The 16,959-nt window shown below is 37.4% G+C and carries 18 protein-coding genes and 2 pseudogenes; 14 read left to right on the top strand and 6 right to left on the bottom strand.

The features are described from left to right. Nucleotides 1–213 precede the first annotated feature (213 nt). Entirely contained in the window at nt 214–735 is a 522-nt protein-coding gene (locus tag L1611_RS08005; RefSeq protein ID WP_236312555.1) for a GNAT family N-acetyltransferase, read from the top strand. Between the two features lie 287 nt (nt 736–1,022). Here the strand turns inward: L1611_RS08005 and L1611_RS08000 are convergent, their stop codons facing one another. Continuing rightward, nucleotides 1,023–2,417, bottom strand: coding sequence for an LVIVD repeat-containing protein (locus L1611_RS08000; protein WP_236312554.1), 1,395 nt, complete (start codon nt 2,415–2,417; stop codon nt 1,023–1,025). Between the two features lie 738 nt (nt 2,418–3,155). Between L1611_RS08000 and L1611_RS07995 the strand changes: the two genes are divergently transcribed. The 6 genes and pseudogenes from L1611_RS07995 (at nt 3,156) to L1611_RS07970 (ending at nt 7,482) form a co-directional block, all read left to right on the top strand. After that, on the top strand, nt 3,156–3,551 hold the full coding sequence (locus L1611_RS07995) for a hypothetical protein (protein ID WP_236312553.1): 396 nt from the start codon (nt 3,156–3,158) through the stop codon (nt 3,549–3,551). Continuing rightward, nucleotides 3,552–3,758, top strand: a complete 207-nt coding sequence (locus L1611_RS07990) for a helix-turn-helix transcriptional regulator (protein ID WP_236312552.1) — start codon at nt 3,552–3,554, stop codon at nt 3,756–3,758. A gap of 598 nt (nt 3,759–4,356) precedes the next feature. Beyond that, nucleotides 4,357–4,503: pseudogene (locus tag L1611_RS07985) on the top strand (RidA family protein); the annotation flags it as partial. A 520-nt stretch (nt 4,504–5,023) separates the two neighbouring features. After that, nucleotides 5,024–5,860, top strand: a complete 837-nt coding sequence (locus L1611_RS07980; protein ID WP_236312551.1) for a helix-turn-helix domain-containing protein — start codon at nt 5,024–5,026, stop codon at nt 5,858–5,860. 82 nt (nt 5,861–5,942) lie between these two features. Then, nucleotides 5,943–6,515, top strand: coding sequence for a dihydrofolate reductase family protein (locus tag L1611_RS07975; RefSeq protein WP_236312550.1), 573 nt, complete (start codon nt 5,943–5,945; stop codon nt 6,513–6,515). 424 nt (nt 6,516–6,939) lie between these two features. Then, nucleotides 6,940–7,482, top strand: a complete 543-nt coding sequence (locus L1611_RS07970; RefSeq protein WP_236312549.1) for a DUF3995 domain-containing protein — start codon at nt 6,940–6,942, stop codon at nt 7,480–7,482. Between the two features lie 301 nt (nt 7,483–7,783). Here L1611_RS07970 and L1611_RS07960 read toward each other — a convergent pair whose 3' ends face one another. From L1611_RS07960 to L1611_RS07950, 3 genes are read right to left on the bottom strand one after another with little or no spacing between them, the layout of a single operon-like run. After that, nucleotides 7,784–8,215, bottom strand: coding sequence for a DoxX family protein (locus L1611_RS07960; RefSeq protein WP_236312548.1), 432 nt, complete (start codon nt 8,213–8,215; stop codon nt 7,784–7,786). Nucleotides 8,216–8,237: 22 nt separating this feature from the next. Beyond that, on the bottom strand, nt 8,238–8,699 hold the full coding sequence (locus L1611_RS07955) for a DUF2269 family protein (protein WP_236312547.1): 462 nt from the start codon (nt 8,697–8,699) through the stop codon (nt 8,238–8,240). A 19-nt stretch (nt 8,700–8,718) separates the two neighbouring features. Further along, entirely contained in the window at nt 8,719–9,276 is a 558-nt protein-coding gene (locus tag L1611_RS07950) for a TetR/AcrR family transcriptional regulator (protein WP_265738411.1), read from the bottom strand. A 366-nt stretch (nt 9,277–9,642) separates the two neighbouring features. Here L1611_RS07950 and L1611_RS07945 point away from each other — a divergent pair, with 366 nt between their 5' ends. The 4 genes from L1611_RS07945 to L1611_RS07930 all read left to right on the top strand — a co-directional run bounded on the left by L1611_RS07945 (nt 9,643) and on the right by L1611_RS07930 (nt 11,840). Next, nucleotides 9,643–10,224, top strand: a complete 582-nt coding sequence (locus L1611_RS07945; protein ID WP_236312545.1) for a CGNR zinc finger domain-containing protein — start codon at nt 9,643–9,645, stop codon at nt 10,222–10,224. Nucleotides 10,225–10,345: 121 nt separating this feature from the next. Beyond that, nucleotides 10,346–10,900, top strand: a complete 555-nt coding sequence (locus L1611_RS07940; RefSeq protein WP_236312544.1) for an HPP family protein — start codon at nt 10,346–10,348, stop codon at nt 10,898–10,900. A gap of 25 nt (nt 10,901–10,925) precedes the next feature. Beyond that, on the top strand, nt 10,926–11,411 hold the full coding sequence (locus tag L1611_RS07935) for a DinB family protein (RefSeq protein ID WP_236312543.1): 486 nt from the start codon (nt 10,926–10,928) through the stop codon (nt 11,409–11,411). A gap of 270 nt (nt 11,412–11,681) precedes the next feature. Further along, complete coding sequence (locus L1611_RS07930; RefSeq protein WP_236312542.1) at nt 11,682–11,840, top strand: hypothetical protein; 159 nt, start codon at nt 11,682–11,684, stop codon at nt 11,838–11,840. Nucleotides 11,841–12,029: 189 nt separating this feature from the next. On the opposite strand, the gene L1611_RS07925 is transcribed toward L1611_RS07930, so the two are convergent. Next, nucleotides 12,030–12,731 carry a Dph6-related ATP pyrophosphatase gene (locus L1611_RS07925; protein WP_236312541.1) on the bottom strand — a complete coding sequence of 234 codons (702 nt, stop codon included), beginning with the start codon at nt 12,729–12,731 and terminating at the stop codon, nt 12,030–12,032. Between the two features lie 677 nt (nt 12,732–13,408). Between L1611_RS07925 and L1611_RS07920 the strand changes: the two genes are divergently transcribed. Next, entirely contained in the window at nt 13,409–14,290 is an 882-nt protein-coding gene (locus L1611_RS07920) for a Vgb family protein (protein WP_236312540.1), read from the top strand. A 215-nt stretch (nt 14,291–14,505) separates the two neighbouring features. On the opposite strand, the gene L1611_RS07915 is transcribed toward L1611_RS07920, so the two are convergent. After that, on the bottom strand, nt 14,506–15,630 hold the full coding sequence (locus L1611_RS07915) for an MFS transporter (protein ID WP_236312539.1): 1,125 nt from the start codon (nt 15,628–15,630) through the stop codon (nt 14,506–14,508). Nucleotides 15,631–15,852: 222 nt separating this feature from the next. On the opposite strand from L1611_RS07915, the pseudogene L1611_RS07910 reads away from it, so the two are divergent. Both L1611_RS07910 and L1611_RS07905 read left to right on the top strand, forming a co-directional pair. Further along, nucleotides 15,853–16,190: pseudogene (locus L1611_RS07910) on the top strand (transposase); the annotation flags it as partial. Nucleotides 16,191–16,456: 266 nt separating this feature from the next. Then, nucleotides 16,457–16,888: a cytidine deaminase gene (locus tag L1611_RS07905; protein ID WP_236312538.1), complete on the top strand. Its 432-nt coding sequence runs from the start codon at nt 16,457–16,459 to the stop codon at nt 16,886–16,888. Nucleotides 16,889–16,959: the final 71 nt, after the last annotated feature.

Genomic DNA, 16,959 nt, shown 5'->3' with positions numbered 1-16,959 from the left:
GACCAATAGTGAGAGAGAAAGATCCCAACCAATTTAGATAGTCATCTTCAGTTAAAGGGGGCTTTTCTGCAATAAAGCTATTGTAGATCAGTCTAAAAACGATCTTCAACAATCGGGCCATTTTGTGTAGTAAGAGAACCTCAAGTAAAGTAGACGTTTAGTTGTAAGCGAAGAATTAGTGTAAACATTAAAATTGATTGGTGGATATTATACATGGATATATTAATTGAAAAATTAAATGGTACAGATGCGAAAGCTTTGTATAAGTTTGAACTTGAAAACAGAGCTTTTTTTGAAAAAATGGTACCTACTCGTGGTGATGATTATTATAAGCCCGGGATTTTTAGGATTAGGCATGAAAGCTTACTTAAAGAGCAAGCTGAAGGAATTTCATATTTCTATTTAATTAAAGATGAAAATGGATCTATTCTTGGAAGGATTAATTTAATTGATATTGATGAAACTCAAAAATTCGGTTATCTAGGCTATAGAGTAGGACAACACCATACTGGAAAGGGGGTTGCTAAAAAAGCATTGAAATTGTTATTAGAAACAGCAATAGAGCAAGGTATAAAACATATCAAGGCAAAAACAACAACCAATAACATAGCATCCCAAAAAGTATTAGAGGGAAACGGATTTAAGCAAACGGCATCAAATGATGAGGAATTTGAAATGAATGGTCAGAATTTAAAATTTACAAATTATATATGGTCCAATAAAGCATTGTCATAGTTAAACAATCGGGGGCTTTTCTGGAATATATTTTCAATATGTAAGTTCAAGAGCGTTCTTCCGTTAAAGGGCGCGATTGTTGAACAAAAAGTAAAGGAGTGAAACATATTATGCATGACTAATATGTTTCACTCCTTATTTTTTATGACTTTTTACGATTTAGGTCTTGATAACTTCAAAACGGTACATCTTTTTTATAAAGTACAACTTTCTTTCAAAGCCACACCTGTCTCCTTCATCTCAAGGAAGACAGGTCGATTACCCGTACGATTTTTTACTCCTGATATTTAGTTTCCTTTGTTTTGTAGCACTTTCAGGCCTTGGCCCATGTCTGATGCTAAAATATAGTTTCTATCCACATACACTCCCCAGACGAGAGCCCCTTCAGAAACATAAGATCCTACTTCCACGGGATTTCCTATATCCGTAATATCTACCATGCGTACACCATCAGAGTAATGTGACAAATAAAGAGTATTGCCCCTAACTTTCGGATCATGTACGGTAAATGTTCCCGGTTCTCGTTCACCCCGCTTGATCTGTGCCTGAGAATTGGTCGTTCTGAATTTGCTGACCAACTGGGGCTCAGTTGGATTTTTGATGTCATATATGCGTACATATCCCCAACCTCTTTCAAACTCGGGGTCTATAGGGTCAGGATTAAACACTTCTCTTGTTTCAATTAGATAATTTCCTCCCTTGGCCAGTGCGGCAGAATGAGCTGCACCTTGAACGTGACGCTCAAATTTTGTTCGTCCGACGAACTCCGGATTTTCGGGATCGCGGATGTCCAGGATCACCGTCCCAAAATCCCAATACGACAAGTAAGCGTAATTTCCGGCCTGGTCAACTATAACACTATGCAGGAAGACCGTGCGTTGAGCACCTTCTTCATCCTCATAATGAAAGTCTCCGTTAAATCCGTCCCCGACTTCAGTCGGATCCCAGTTGGCAATTTCTTGTGGGCTGGTGGGATCGGTAATATCTACTATAGAGAAATCATGAACGTCGACGCCGCGATCCTGATAGCGGTGAGCCTGATAGTTCGTAGCCAAAATGTATACATTGTTACCTTGCTGTACGAGAGCGAATTCATGTGTACCTGTCGGTAACTCAGGCGGTGTTTTCCAGAAGCCAAGACGTTCGGGGGAATACGGATCGGTGACATCATAGAGTACCACACCGCCGGATTCTACTGTATCTCCCGTATACCCATACCGTTCTTCATCCATTTTTTGAACACTGATTGCAGCGATATCTCCTTTAAAATAAGGAGTACTGACACTTTTGACTTTAACTTTTTCCTGCCATGTTCCCGGAATGTCATTGGCCATGACGGCTATTTCTTGTGGATTTTCCGGATCTTTCATATCAAATATGCGTACACCTTCATTTGTCATTTGTCCGCGATGTGTACCCAGATAAGCATATCCCTTATGAGCGAACACATCGGCTGTTCTGACATGTTCACCTTTCAATTCTTTCAAAGGCACGGCCGCTGACTCTCGTAAGTGCTGAAAGTTTTTACTGCCTTCAATCTTGGCAACACCGCCGAAATCCTCCTCATTGGCTTCCATGATGTGTTGTTGACCGTAACCGTCAAAACAGGCCAGAGCTGCCGGACCGCTCACGAACATAAATGCTGCCAAACTCGTTGCAGTGACTTTCTTGAAAATGGACATAACTCTTCCTCCTTTAAAAAAATTTCACTTTTTTGGTATTACCTTAATTGTGAGCCATTTTGTGTTGATCGATGGTTACTATTAATCCAGATAGCTGCTCCATCACGTCTTGAATCTGCTACGCCATAGAACAGACTTTTTCATGATCAATGAGGATACTTTGGACATTTCCGATCGATCGGCTGGGATTAGCTCTCCAATTATGACCCATATTGAGCGTTTCTGGTGTATTCAGTTTTTAGCGTACAATTATCTGGAGTGCCAACGAAAGGACTGGGAAAGAGAAAAGTCCCTCACAATTGGTGAAGTGGTCCGAAGAATACGAAAAGAACATCTTGGACAGATCATCTTTTATGTCTATAGAATCTAGCCAAAATCTGCAAGAGTCAAGTTACTTACATACCTTCGCCTTTTTTTCACGAAAACCTCTTATTAAAACATAAGTTCTTCAACTAAATGGCCCTTAAAAAGTAAAAGAGACACTTTCCTTTAATTTAAGATAAAAGATCTTCCACAAAGGGGCACTTTTAGGAAGTAAACAAAGCCTAGTTTCTTGCTTACAATACCGAGAGATTAGTCTTTTTTATATTTTCCTTAACGTTGTAAATCCGCATTTAGCTGACACTCCACCTTTCGGGGAAATGGAAAAAATAAATGGAAAGCCCATTGACTTAAAAATTAAAATGTTATATATTTATAACGTAATGTTATATATTTCTAACGTTAGGAGGGCTTTCTTTGAAAGTTAAATATATCGTTTTAACGGTTATTTCATTAGGTATTGTGTTAGGTATGCTTCTTCAAACTTTCAATTTACTGGGGGCTAATGATTATTTTTCCGCAGCTTTATTGTTAATCGGCTTAATTAGCTTTGTTGGTTATATTTCAATGATATTGAAAAAATTATTCCCTGAATTCAAACATGGATTACCCTCTAATGATGAACGATCCAAAAAGGTGAAATATTATTCAGCTGGTAGGGCATACTTCTTCTCCTTATATATATGGATTGCTTTACTCGCTTTCCAAAAATACTTGGATAAAGACGACACCTTAATTTTGGGGATATTAGGGATGGTTTTGTCTTTATTCGTGTCTTGGCTTTTTACAAAGAATAAGAGAGGCTTCGAATGAATGAAAACGAAAATCAAGGAATACAGAGCCAAAAACAATATGACTCAACTAGAACTTGCAAAAGAAGTCGGAGTAAGAAGAGAAACAATCAGCTTTCTGGAAAAAGGAGAATATAACCCATCCTTAAAGCTCGCCACTAAAATAGCTCGTCAATTTCATGTAAGTATTGAAGAATTATTTATCTTTGAGGACAGTGATTTGGACTAAAAGAAAGGAGGTGAAGGAGATGTTTGTTTATTTGTATCATAAAATGAATAAAACTCAACAAAAATACACGATTGCAACAACGATTACTTTTTTGGTAGCTGGTGTTGCTTTGCTTTTCTTGTAATCCCGGCATACAGGCAAAGCCCCCCAATATGTATCAAATAGATGTGAAATTAGGAGGTAATACCCCGTTTTTGGAAGATACAAAGGCGAATGGTACAGACGATTAGTAAGAGTGTGTACATCAACAAAGACTATTATCTATTTCTTTTTTGTAATGTAAAAAAAGAAAGCCGCCATAACAAAAAAACCAACAAATATAGCGATTGGATCAGCAGAAGAAAGAAGATCTTCATAGATCATATCTATAGGTTGATAGTTGAATAACTTAGAAATGGCTTTCCCCTGCTCTACAGGATTTTCTCTATTTACTACGTCAAAAATCAGAATCGTGGAGGAAAGAAGTCGGTAATATGATCGATAAGAATGAAAGCAAAAAAACGACTATAACTTGATCCTTGCAAAAAATAAAACAAATCGTTTAATGGAATAGTATTCCATTAAACGATGAACGGATTAGACAGAGCATGTTGAACTTACTGAGAAAATTGATTGAGAATTCTTATATTCAAAGTGGGAACAATTATTTAGCCATGATTATCCAGCAATGACGATTGTATATATTGCTGAGTTAGGTTTGCCTGAGATAAAAATTGAAATAGAAATTTGGGCAGCTAAAGTATAAAGTTCAAACACACTTCATCAAAACCATTGAACGTCTAATTTAGATGATTCCATGGGTTTTAAATGCGAGCATATCTTCAGCAGTCGGGCGCATTTATTTAATAAGAAGTTTCCAAATATATATAAAATTTTTAGGAGATTTATATGGAACTAACACTTTTAAGCTATTTTTTTATCTTTTTTATTACCGCTAGGATTGTAAAACAATAATTATACACGATTTAATTTTAGCATTTATCTTTTCTTTATTTCTTTCTTTTACAATGGGTTAATTATTTCATCTTTACACCATAATCGAGGGCTATTGCTGAATTTAAACTTTGATTTAAACCAACGACATGCTATTAGGGGTTTGCTGAATAATCAAAAGCCCAAAAGGGTTTATCCGATATTTCGTCGAATTCAAATGGAAGGATATCATGAGTAGAGCCTATATACTTGCACCTGGAGGTATGTAATATGTATCAACCAGTGTCCCATAGGAATCAGCAACTACCCTTAGCCGGAGGTTTTGGCGGGTTATGAGAACAATAAACTTTACAGTCTTGCCGCCACCAAAGGTATTGAGAAGCGACATTGAGTGCCTTCGGATTGCCTCGCATACCGGTAGTGAAGCACTGGATGTTAAGGTTTGTCCGAATGGCCTTCCTGGTATTGTGTTCCAGCTTTCTACCGATGCTTCAGCTGCTATAGAGAGTATTTCGACCCGATCGGCACAAATCTCGAATATTCCAATATTGTTTCTGCATGGACAAGGTTCGGAACCGAGTGTCATGCACTTCAGAAACAAGCCGTACACGACAATACAAGTAGTCTTCAAGTCTCACGCGCTTTATACGCTGTTTGGTATGGATGCATCCTCGCTCAACCAAGGTTTTCTAATGCCCGACCAATTTGGCGCAAAAGAGCTTGAGAAGCAGCTTTTAGCCACTAAAACAAATGCCGAGCGAATTACTATGCTCGGCGAATTCCTTATCACAAAGCTGGAGAAAACGAATAAAAGAGATGAACTCATCGAACAGGCGCTGGGTTTTATTCGTTTGCACATTTCAACTATTACAGTGAAAGATTTATTGTCGGCATTTCATATTTCAGAGCGTCAATTCCAGAAGCGTTTTGCCCGAGTCGTTGGCATGCCACCCCAGTTGTACATCCGAGTAAAGCGGGTGAATGAGGCACTGAGGATGATGAATACGGGGCAGTACGAACGATTTTCGGATATTGCTTACGCGCTTAACTTTTACGATCAATCGCATTTTATCCGCGACATCAAAGCGTTTTCCTGGGTTACGCCGAAAAGCATTACGAATAAGGTAAGTGAATTCCATAGCGATGAGGCCGGGTCATCGTATTTATAGAAAAAACGACGGCTTTGTACAATTTCATATCACTCTTTCCAATTATAATGAGAATGTAAAACAAAAAGGAAGGAGCATTACGATGCGTAAAGTCAAAATGATTAATCGAGTTTCTATTGATGGTTATTTTGCCAGTTTCAACGAAATGACTGGAGGTATGGACTGGTTCGTCCCAGACAATGACGTCGATAAAACGACTCACGAGATGGTGAAAGCGGATACGCTCATAGTAGGCAAGGCTACTTTTGAGTTGTTCGAGGCTTCATGGCCGCCCGTTCTGCGCGACCCGAACGCCCCTAAAGAAATGCAGGCGTTGGCGCAAGAGCTGACCGACATGAGAAAAATTGTCTTCTCGGAAACGATGAGGAAGTCCGACTGGGAGAACACTGAATTTTATAGTGGCGATATCACTGAAGTTGTGAAGAAGCTAAAGGAAGAAGATGGATCTGACATTCTCATCATGGGCAGCGGCACCGTCGTGCAGCAACTTACTAATGCCGGCCAAATAGACGAGTATGTGTTCATTATGACACCAGTCATCGCTAGCGGAGGAAAGCCACTTTTTAAAGAGGTTAATCAAAACGAGCTTACGTTCCTCAAAGCCAAGAGCTTTGCTTCTGGCAACGTACTGCTGCACTACGCTGCTGCTAAATAGTTCAAGGTATGCTGGTAGAACCTTGCTGTTGTAGCCGAGTCATCGGGGAAGTGCGATAACAAAGAAATATTGTGAAAAATATAATAATCCTTTTGTTCCGGTTTCTACAATGGGATCGAATCAGCGATCATCAAAGCGATTCGTAATGAAGCAAAAGTATTAAACTAACTAAAAGGCAGCGGTAGATTTTAAATAAAGTCACAATATTTATAAAAAAGATACAACGATTTCCCCTTTGGATATGGTTATCTAAAGGGGCGTTTTTTAATGAGGGAAAGAATATCTGAATATAAGGGCGGACTTAAGAACTGTTGATGGAAAATAGAGTTGTTCCGTTAAAGGGCCATTTAATTGAAAAAGAGGTTAATTCTTTCTCAGTTATGGTAATGTGGAATAAATTGGTACATAAGGAGTGGATCTATTGATGTTTCAAAAGAAGATGGCACAACAAGTAAATACGAAATCAACTACTTGGGGTTATGTGGCATGTATTTCGGCACTCTTATACGCCGCACCACATCTTTGGTGGGGGATGGGAATATCTGTAGCTTTCCCAGGCGACTTTAAATCATTCGACGAAAACATTTGGTCTATAGCTATTGGATTTTGGACAATGGGTTTCTTAGCGGTTCTTGCATCACTCTTTGCACTTTCTTTTATACAACCATGGGGGCGAAGAATTCCCCGTATAATGCTACTCATACTCGGGTGGATTTCATCAATCGTGTTGACATTTTGGGGTCTCGGTTTTTTTTATCTAAGGTTTTTTATAGAAATTGGTCGTGTGATATCTTCCCCACAATTTACTTATCAAGATTCAAATATACACCCTATAATTTGGGGTTACATTTGGTATTCATTGTTCTTAGTTTGGGGGATCTCGTTAGGTCTTACCGTCCTGCAGTATCAAAGAAGATCTCGTGTACAGAGTGAGGAAGTTAATAAATCCATATCTATAGACAACTAAGTGTGCGCATTACGTGTAGAAATCACATGTATTTAATTTATAGGGGGAGGCTTTGGCTGGCTGAACGCACGAGAGTGGTACGATCTCGTCAGCATACATTTTCGTCATCCCTTACGTCAAAAACATGAACTAGAACAAAGGCTAGGGTTTAAGGAATAAAACAAAACACGTGTTATTCCAGAAATGGGCGCATTTCTTGATTAAGAAGGAGTCTTTTTCAGATCGTTGAAGAGCATTAAAGAAATTAGTCATCCGACACTATATATTTTTGACCATATATTTGAAATATACTTCTAATTCACTATCCGGCTAAAATTACGGCAGTAACAAATATAAATTGCAGGATTGTTCTTGGTAATAGGGACGTTGCTGGTCTTTCACCAATCTTGACACTTAACTTTGCAGCACGAATATTAGCTGGAAACATAACAATTAGTAAAATGGCCAAACATATCGAAGCGATTCTAGAAGTGACCGGTATCAGTAGACCTATAGCACCGATAATCTCAAATATTCCCGTAATAGTTACGATGAAATTGGGATATGGCAACGACGGAGGTACCATTTTAATAAGAGCTGGACGTCTCTTTCCCCAATGAGCCATTGCTGTAAATATTAACATAAGAGCAATAGCGAGGCGCAATGATGTCTGCCATTCATTCAATGGCAATTCAAAATAACCAATTACACTAAACATCAGAAATGTAAAAATTAGAACAATAAACGGAGCCATTTGATTCATCCCCTCCTGTTAATTAAAATGCTTTTGTAACCATAAGATACAAAATGACCACAGGTAATAAAGTAGCTGCAATTCCAAAAATTGCCCAATAACGAGATGCTTTCCGATACTCATTCGAAATGATGCCGTCGCCTATTGATCGAGCACTGTGACGGATCATACCTCGCTGTATGGGTATAAGTATCGCTAACCAGAAGATACCGGATAATACAAACAGGAATAATGACAAAGTAAGCCAATTGAAAGTATCCATCGAATAGCCTGATTGAACAGCCATTAGAATGCCGGAACCAATGATTAGTATTAATCCCGGCAGTGTAAAGATGAAATCAGCCATCATAACGTTTTTCACAGTGTCATGAATAAACTTAGGATCCCTTTTTAGGTCAGCTCTAACTTTCCAAAATGCTGCCGTGACAATATTCCCAAGAAAAATAACTGCTCCAAAAATGTGCAAAAACAACAAAACGCTCAATGGGTTCGCACCCTTTCTTTTATTTTTGTTTTGGTTGCAGTAAGTCCGCCATAAGTATTGAAAAATCGTCTGTACTGAATGCGTGATCATCATTGGAGAGGGAACTGCGCACACGGAACCCGTAGGAGATCAATATGAATAACTCAGCTGTCTTATCTGCATTAACCGATAAGGGGATGACCCCAGCATGCTGACCGGCTGTAATCCACTTTTTGGACAATTGGACGGCCTGATCGTAAAATTTATTGATTATTTCACTGACAGCAGGCTGATCGTTCTTCGCTAACAAATAAAGTAAGATTCGATTTGTCGGATCATGGGGGTCTTGCAGTGATGGCAATTTTTTAACGATTTCTTTCAAAGGTCCTTCAAACTCTTTTTTTCCTTGGTTTACTTCGGCAAAAAAACGATCATTGATTTCTTCCATCCTCTCCTGTAAAACAAAAGCCAATAATTCATCCTTGCTTTTTACGTAATGGTATATCCCCCCTTTGGAAAGTCCAGTACGTTTGATAATGTCGTTCAGGGTCATATTGTTACACCCTCTTTCTTGTACTAAAGCTTTTGTTGCGTCCAATAGTAACTTTTTTGTGTTTTTTCGTTTCGATTCCCGGTCCAATACTTTTCATCCTTTATCGTTAGATTTATTGTTAAGGTCATTATTACATACCGACCGACGGTTTGTAAAGTGATAAAATACATTGAAATTTTGTATAAGAGGGACTAAATATTAAATTTGGTTTCCTAAAAGTGGATTATTTATTACAATTAGAAAGAAAATTTTTTTAAAATAGCTCGTGTCATAGGGAGGGGCCTTTTGAACAAAGCACAGCTGTTAAGGCTGCTGGATGATGTGAATCTAAAATAAGGTATAATAAATATGTAACCTTTCAACGATTATTTTATTGGTTAGATTATATAGGGAAATTGGGAGGTAAACTTAATGACTGAAACAAACAAATTTCCACTCATTTCAGGTCATCTTTCTCTTGATTTAGTGAACACGGAAATAGTAAGACGTGGTCAACGTCAGGATTTATTGCTTTCGGAAGAAGATTTTATGGACTGGCTCCATATAATAAAAAAGGAAAACTCTTATTGGGATGATCAGCTATTCTTAAAGGTCAATGAAAGGATTGGACAAGTATTATTATGTATTCTAGAAATGCGGACTGTTTTAAGAGATTATTTTGAATTAATAACAGATGAACAGTCATTTCCAGATCAGTTTATTGCCTATTTAGAAAAAACTGTCGAAAAAGGACCATTCACTTATAAATTAATGAATAAAAAATTGATTCCCATTCCTGTTGGTGAGGCAGAAGATGCCCTTTTATCGTTGATTGCCTTTGATGTATTAACTTTAATTGAAACAAAAAAGCTGTCTTACCTCAAACGATGCTCCAATCCGGATTGTGTACTTTTATTTATTGATGAAAGCGGAAGACGCAAGTGGTGTTCAATGAAGATATGCGGAAACAGAAAAAAAGTAGCACGGTTTCAACAACGTAAATCTGATGAATGATGAGAACCAACTTATTTCAAGAGTTGGTTTTTTTTTACACAATACAACTAACCCTTAAAATAATTTTTTACAGGTTAGTTGCATTAGTGTAAAGTAAAATTTAGTTTAAGGAGGGGAAATAATGGATCGTGCTATAACAATAAAGCGAGAAGAAGAACATTTATTTCACGTACGTTATTTATCTAAGATGAAAGGGAAAGGGAAAAATCCATTAAAGGTGGATGTAAAGGACATAATAACCGGGTTAATCGGTGGATTTTCAACCATTTTTGTGTTAGTACTTTTAACAAACATGACAGCATCCGTATGGTTAATGGCTCCCTTTGGAGCTAGCTGTGTGTTGGCATTTGGTGCATGGAATGCGCCTTTATCACAGCCAAGAAATATTATTGGGGGACACTTTGTTTCAACATTCGTTGGATTAGCCATATATCAGCTATTGGGTAATGAACCTTGGACGATTGGTTTAGCTGTCGGCTTAGCGATTGCGTTTATGATGATTACAAAAACGACTCACCCACCAGCAGGGGCAGACCCACTTGTTGTTATGCTTGGCGCGTACAGTTGGAGTTACTTATTTACACCGGTATTAATCGGCTCGGTGATAATTGTTTTCTTTGCGTTGATTATTAATAATTTACGCAGTAACCGGGAATATCCTACATTTTGGATATGATTAAGAATGTTCAGGAGGGAATCAAGTGGAAAACTATATCTTTAAACAATTAAGCTTTGTTCGGGATAATACGATTGGTCATGTGGCAGAAATAAATGATGAGACATCACTTTCCATTCCAGAAGGATTTAATAACAATATAAAATGGAATCTAGGGCATATATATGTCGTCCAAGAAAAGTTCGCCTTTCATTTTACTCGAGAAAAAATGAACTTACCTGATCAATTTACAGAATTATTCAGCCCAGGTACTAAACCAAGCGATTGGGGAGAAGAGGTGCCACCAATTCATGAATTAATCTTATTGCTCGAAAATCAAGTTTGTAGGATTGAGAAAGTATTGAAATTTAGGCTCAAAGAAGCTGTAGAACAACCTTATACAACATCCACAGGTCTTACATTATCGACAGTAGAAGAATTTCTAAGCTTTTGCTTATACCATGAAGGCATGCACTTTGATGCGATTAAATCAATCAAACGAGTTATTCAAAGTCGGAGTATTTGTTCTTAATCAAATTATTGTCAAACAAAATTAAATTTTCAATGATTCAAATCAATCTAGTTGGGTAATCATGAACAATTAAATGGTTTATATTATTGTTTCAATTATGTAAAAAGTTAAGATATTAGATTATTTGTGGAATAACGGAGCAGGTATGAACAAGCTGAAAAAGGGACTATAGGATCATTAATGCTGTCAGGGCAAAATGAATGGGAATGAGGTATTTTATAAATATTGGGTGGTAAAATAACAATAATAATTTTATTGGAGTGAATATCCATGGATAATCGTAGTAAACTGACGAGGGAAACAAAGATAAACACAAATGGTAATGACAGGGATAATGCAAAAATGTATCCTAAATTGACAAATAAACAAAACGATGTCACTAATTCGGAAAAACTACGTTACGAAAACGCGGATGAAATTTACGACTAAAAGAGGATTGTGCTTAAAATATTCTAACCTATCGCTAAACATAATACGGAACTAGTGCATTGCTTCGAAACGAAGTAATGCTTTTTTGTGAAAGGAAGATTAAACCAGGTTTCACAATTCAGTGTTGCTATACCTAACTGTGCATTTCGTATTCTTAAAAGTCAGTTAATAGAAGTTTTGTTGTTTTCTTTATAAGGTGGCCATATCCGCCATCTCCAAAGGCAAAAAAGCATACTCTCCGTCCTTAATAATCTCACATTTACGAACTGGAATAGGATGTTTGAAAATCGGCCCATCTATTACTGTGGTATGGAACTCTCCACCTTCTCCGCAGGGGTCGATATCACGAGCTTCAAGCTCTTTCACGTATTCATGGGTTAACGTTCGCCCTAAATCATCTTCTCGCATACCTAATGATAAATTAACAGTTACAATGATCGTTACAAATCCTAGATTTATGAACTCTTCGACAGCTTCACGATGATTCATTTCCCACAAAGGCATCCCAAGCTTTAATCCAGCATTCTTCGAAACCTTTTCATGCCAACAGCCATGAGCAGGCATATCCAAATCTCCGGTTACTAACACCTCTGCTCCTTGATTTTTTGCTTTTTCTAAAAGGTGCATAAATTCTTTTTCATAGTCTGCCCAACTTGCAGCTGCAGCATAAATGGGCAAACCTATAGATTTAGCTTGGGCACGTAAAAGCTCCGGAGGCATTCCGTGGGACCTGGAACGTTTCCCTTTTTCCTCTAGCATGACGATCAGTCCAACCGCTTCTCCAACTTTCATAGCTTTATATAGAGCTAAGACACTATCCTTTCCTCCGCTAAAAGAAGTGATGAATTTATGTCCGCGAGCACCATTTTTCCAACCCATTAATTCTGCCATCATATCTCCCCCCTTTATTTTAATTACTTTTTTCACGATGTCTATTATTAGCCAATTTCATGTTTTAGGTTTCATAGTTATTTTTGTTTAATTCTATCACGATTGGGACCCTACAGATAAGATATTACTACCATCCTGATACAAAAAAAGAACTTGAAATACAAATGATGAATTAAAGAGAAGTCATTCCGTAAAAGAAGACTTTACTTTAAGTCACTACACAATAGTCATTTGAAGCCCTTCCATTATAGATGAATTTTTCGAGCCAGGAAATACGTCTATCTTACATATAAGGGCCAGATTGTAAACTGACATGGTTTTATCGTTCCATGATATGTGTAAACTTTGGAATTTCAGAATGTAGTTGACAGCAAAGATTTAAAATTGTTTAATTCATGGTAACAATATGTGGAAGGGTGAAATAAGCACATGATTCAATAATCCTAACTTTAGAATGCTCGATATAAAATACTTTTTATGTGTCCGGTGGATTTATTCTTCCTGTGGTATATCGATAATTTTTTCTGAGGTAGGATTATGATAATGTACTTTAACTTGTGTAAGGAGAAGTCTGATCAATTGAGTACTTTTTCCATACCAGGTATTCTTCATTATATCCTGTCTCAGAAATGAGTGCAGGTTTTTTTGATTATAAGAAGATTTTGGGAGGAATTGGTATGATAAAAGGAATTGCAATTGACCGTCCTAATTCTGCTCCATATGGTATTGTAACGGATGATATGGAAAATGTGTGGTTTACTCAACATAAAGCTAATAAAATAGGTTGCTTAAATAAATCTGGTCACATAAAAGAATTTGACATTCCTACACCAGACGCTCAAGTTTTATGTTTAACTGTAGCAACTAATGGCGGGATATGGTTCACAGAGAATAAAGGTAATAAATTGGGGAGAATTTCAAAAAAGGGAGATATAGAAGAATTTCCACTACCCCAACCAAATTCAGCCCCATATGGTATTGCAGAGGGATTGAACGAAGATATATGGTTTACACAAATGAGTGGGAACCGAATAGGTAAAATAACTTCGAACGGATATATCTACGAATATGATTTACCAACAGAAGGTGCTTTTCCTTCGTTTATTGTTTTAGGTGATGATGGTGCAATGTGGTTCACTGAAAATCAAAACAATGCAATTGGACGAATTTCCTCAACCGGAGAAGTGACTGAATTTGTTTTACCAACTAAACAATCAGGACCCGTGGGAATAACTAAAGGTCCTGATAAAGCACTCTGGTTTGTAGAGATTATAAATAATAAGATAGGTCGTATTACTTTATCAGGTGATATAACTGAATATGAAATTCCAACTGCAAATGCTCGTCCTCATGCAATAACGGCTGGGATAGACGGATCATTATGGTTTACTGAGTGGGGAGCAAATCAGATCGGACGATTTTCCCTTGTTAATGAGCAGATTACAGAATATAAAATCCCTACCCAACAAGCTGAGCCACATGGTATCACTTGTGATAATAATGGGGACGTTTGGTTTGCATTGGAGTGTAATAAATTAGGTAATATAACAAATTATTGATATATAGGATGGCACCCATTTTGTTCAATAAGGAAGTATTATTCAATCAAAGTTTAAGAGAGGAAATTCTGTTCAGTATCGGTATTAAAAAAGCGAAACCAATCTAAAAGGTTTCGCTTTTTTGTGACACTTAAAGAAAGTATAAAATACTTTCTTCAGTATAAGTGCAACTATGACTCAGCCTACGCCTAAGGCTTGGCTTTGCCGAGTTTTCTTTATGAATGGTATTTTCGCCACATATGAACAAGACAGCATATCACCAGCATGCCCTGCATCAACCAAATCCCATGAGGTAATGAAGTCATTTTTTCCAGTAGTGGTATAACTCCAAATCCCGCTAAAAACCCACATCTCGTTGCGAGCGTGTTGAGACCGAACAAACGGCCGCGAACATGTTCCTCACTGCGCTGAAGGAGTGTATAGTGACATACTTGCACCAGTGCTTCAGCAGCTCCTACAAGTAATAGAACAAGAAACGTGGCGAGTGTTATATCAAAAATAAACGTGAGTGATACGAATGTTCCAAACAAAAGTAAACTGACGATATAACGCCGCTCGTTAACATCTTGTTTTTTTATAATCAATGAACATAGAAATGAACCAACAGCTACAGTCGACCACATCATCCCGTTATACAAATCCCCGTATTCTTCTCCAGATGCGATGAGAGGCAGGGCGTATTGATAAGCAGAAGCTGCAAATGGATACACAAATCCAACTGCCAGCAAAAACATGTACATACCTGACTGTAAAACGTTTCGTAAAGTTTGTTTCTGTTCAACGGGCTGAAGCGATTTGGCTTGTTCTGACCAGTGGATATTTAACAATACAATGGCTGATCCAATATACATCAAGCCGTCAAACACAAGCAAATACTTATAAGAAAAAAAGGTCGAAATCAAACCGCCAGCGGGAAAGCCAACGATACTCATCGTCGCTCCAAGACGTACAAGCAGCGAGTTGATTTCCGTAAGGCTCTCTTCACTAAACATCGTAGGAATTGATGCTCGAAAACTCACATCAAAAAATGTATACGTAATACCAAGTAAAAAGGCAACAATAACAATAAACAGTGGATGTTCTATGAAAATTAAACTTAACACAGCGATTCCGCTTGCAAGTTCTGAAATAATCATCGTTAGGTGTTTCGAAAAACGGTCGGCAACGATGCCAGCAAGATAGCTTGTTATCATGCCACCAATTTGTCTCCCTAAAAAAAACAGCATCATATACAGTTCAGGATACGAACTCATTAACAGTGCGCTCGTCAAGCCGATAAACTGCATACGTGAACTAAAATCAGACAATGCTTTCGTATATAAATAATAGATTGGTTTCATCATAGCCTCCAAGAGTCTGGCGGCTAAAGAAGTGTACGTCCCCCTTATTAAGGGCGTACACTGATGATTGTATGCATAGTAATACCTCCTAAAAAATCATAAACTAAAAAAATAAGAGCGGAAGGGACGTGCTTCCATTGCTCGCCTTTACTTCCCTTTTATTATATGTTCCGATTACTAAAAAGAATAGCGGAATTTGACAAACTGTTTGCGGAAGCACTTCGGTACCTCTGTAAAGATTGCGGCAAGAGTTTCAATGATATGACTCATACACCTTTTTCGGCTAATCGTTATCCCCAAAAATAGGTCAAATATGTGGAACTAATGGTTGAAGGTTATACCCTTCCTAAAATTTCAAATAAACTTGATATACATAGATCCGCAACCTTTTACTGGCGACACAAGATTTAAACGCATTAAGTTCGTTAGGTTTTCTCGAACTATCTGGAATCACAGAAAGTGATGAAACCTTTTTAAAGGGTCTATGAAAGATAGAGAACTCACACACCGTAAAAGGAAAAAAGCGGGGCGAAAAGGATAGTAAGCGAGAAATTTCCAATTAAATAATGCTGTTGTTGTAACTTAGAATCGTAATGGGGTTGCTACAGTAAATTCATTTGGATTTTGGCAAGCTGAAATAAGCATTTATTCTATCCGATTTTCAAATGCCATTTTCTTTCGATAAAAAAATACTGATGCCATCTTTTTACAAGGAACCTTACAATTTATGTTAAATGATTTTAGAGTACAGAAATTTCTTATTCAGTAAACGGGCAGGATTGTTGAATAAAAGGATAGAAATGAACTATCAAAGGGGAGAACAATTATGTTAAAAGTAAGACCTTTAGAAGATGGAGACTATGAATTGATTAAGCAAGCAGAAGAAGTAATAGAAAAGAATTATAGGTATGGCCGACATCATATTGGTTCAGCAGTTAGAACAACAACTGGTAATGTTTTTTCAGCAGTTCACGTAGAAGCGAACGTGGGAAGAATCACAGTGTGTGGGGAAGCAATGGCTATTGGTAAGTCTATTTCTGAAGGGGACCACGAATTTGAAACGATTGTAGCAGTGGCTCACCCTCATCCACACGAAGATATAGAAAAATGTTGGGTAGTTGCTCCCTGTGGTATGTGTCGAGAGTTAATTAGTGATTATGGAAAAAATACAGATGTAATCATTTCTTATAATGATAAATTAGTGAAGTGTAATGTAATGGAGTTACTACCAGAAAAATATACAAGTGATATTGAATAATATCTTCAACGGGGGCGTTTCTTAAGTAAGAGAAGTGTCCTATTTATTAAGAATGGCACTGGTTATTTAGA

The organism is Pseudalkalibacillus salsuginis, from assembly GCF_021646685.1.
GTDB classification, from domain to species: domain Bacteria; phylum Bacillota; class Bacilli; order Bacillales; family Fictibacillaceae; genus Pseudalkalibacillus; species Pseudalkalibacillus salsuginis.
This window is presented reverse-complemented; position numbering and strand designations above follow the sequence as displayed.

Bases quoted from the DNA above. Each gene is read 5' to 3' on its own strand.
- L1611_RS07930 (WP_236312542.1), top strand. From the start codon at position 11,682: ATGGATAATCGTAGTAAACTGACGAGGGAAACAAAGATAAACACAAAT.
- L1611_RS07960 (WP_236312548.1), bottom strand. From the start codon at position 8,215: ATGGCTCCGTTTATTGTTCTAATTTTTACATTTCTGATGTTTAGTGTA.
- L1611_RS08005 (WP_236312555.1), top strand. From the start codon at position 214: ATGGATATATTAATTGAAAAATTAAATGGTACAGATGCGAAAGCTTTG.
- L1611_RS07990 (WP_236312552.1), top strand. From the start codon at position 3,552: ATGAAAACGAAAATCAAGGAATACAGAGCCAAAAACAATATGACTCAA.
- L1611_RS07970 (WP_236312549.1), top strand. From the start codon at position 6,940: ATGTTTCAAAAGAAGATGGCACAACAAGTAAATACGAAATCAACTACT.
- L1611_RS07940 (WP_236312544.1), top strand. From the start codon at position 10,346: ATGGATCGTGCTATAACAATAAAGCGAGAAGAAGAACATTTATTTCAC.
- L1611_RS07980 (WP_236312551.1), top strand. From the start codon at position 5,024: ATGAGAACAATAAACTTTACAGTCTTGCCGCCACCAAAGGTATTGAGA.
- L1611_RS07905 (WP_236312538.1), top strand. From the start codon at position 16,457: ATGTTAAAAGTAAGACCTTTAGAAGATGGAGACTATGAATTGATTAAG.
- L1611_RS07920 (WP_236312540.1), top strand. From the start codon at position 13,409: ATGATAAAAGGAATTGCAATTGACCGTCCTAATTCTGCTCCATATGGT.
- L1611_RS08000 (WP_236312554.1), bottom strand. From the start codon at position 2,417: ATGTCCATTTTCAAGAAAGTCACTGCAACGAGTTTGGCAGCATTTATG.
- L1611_RS07925 (WP_236312541.1), bottom strand. From the start codon at position 12,731: ATGGCAGAATTAATGGGTTGGAAAAATGGTGCTCGCGGACATAAATTC.
- L1611_RS07975 (WP_236312550.1), top strand. From the start codon at position 5,943: ATGCGTAAAGTCAAAATGATTAATCGAGTTTCTATTGATGGTTATTTT.
- L1611_RS07945 (WP_236312545.1), top strand. From the start codon at position 9,643: ATGACTGAAACAAACAAATTTCCACTCATTTCAGGTCATCTTTCTCTT.
- L1611_RS07915 (WP_236312539.1), bottom strand. From the start codon at position 15,630: ATGAAACCAATCTATTATTTATATACGAAAGCATTGTCTGATTTTAGT.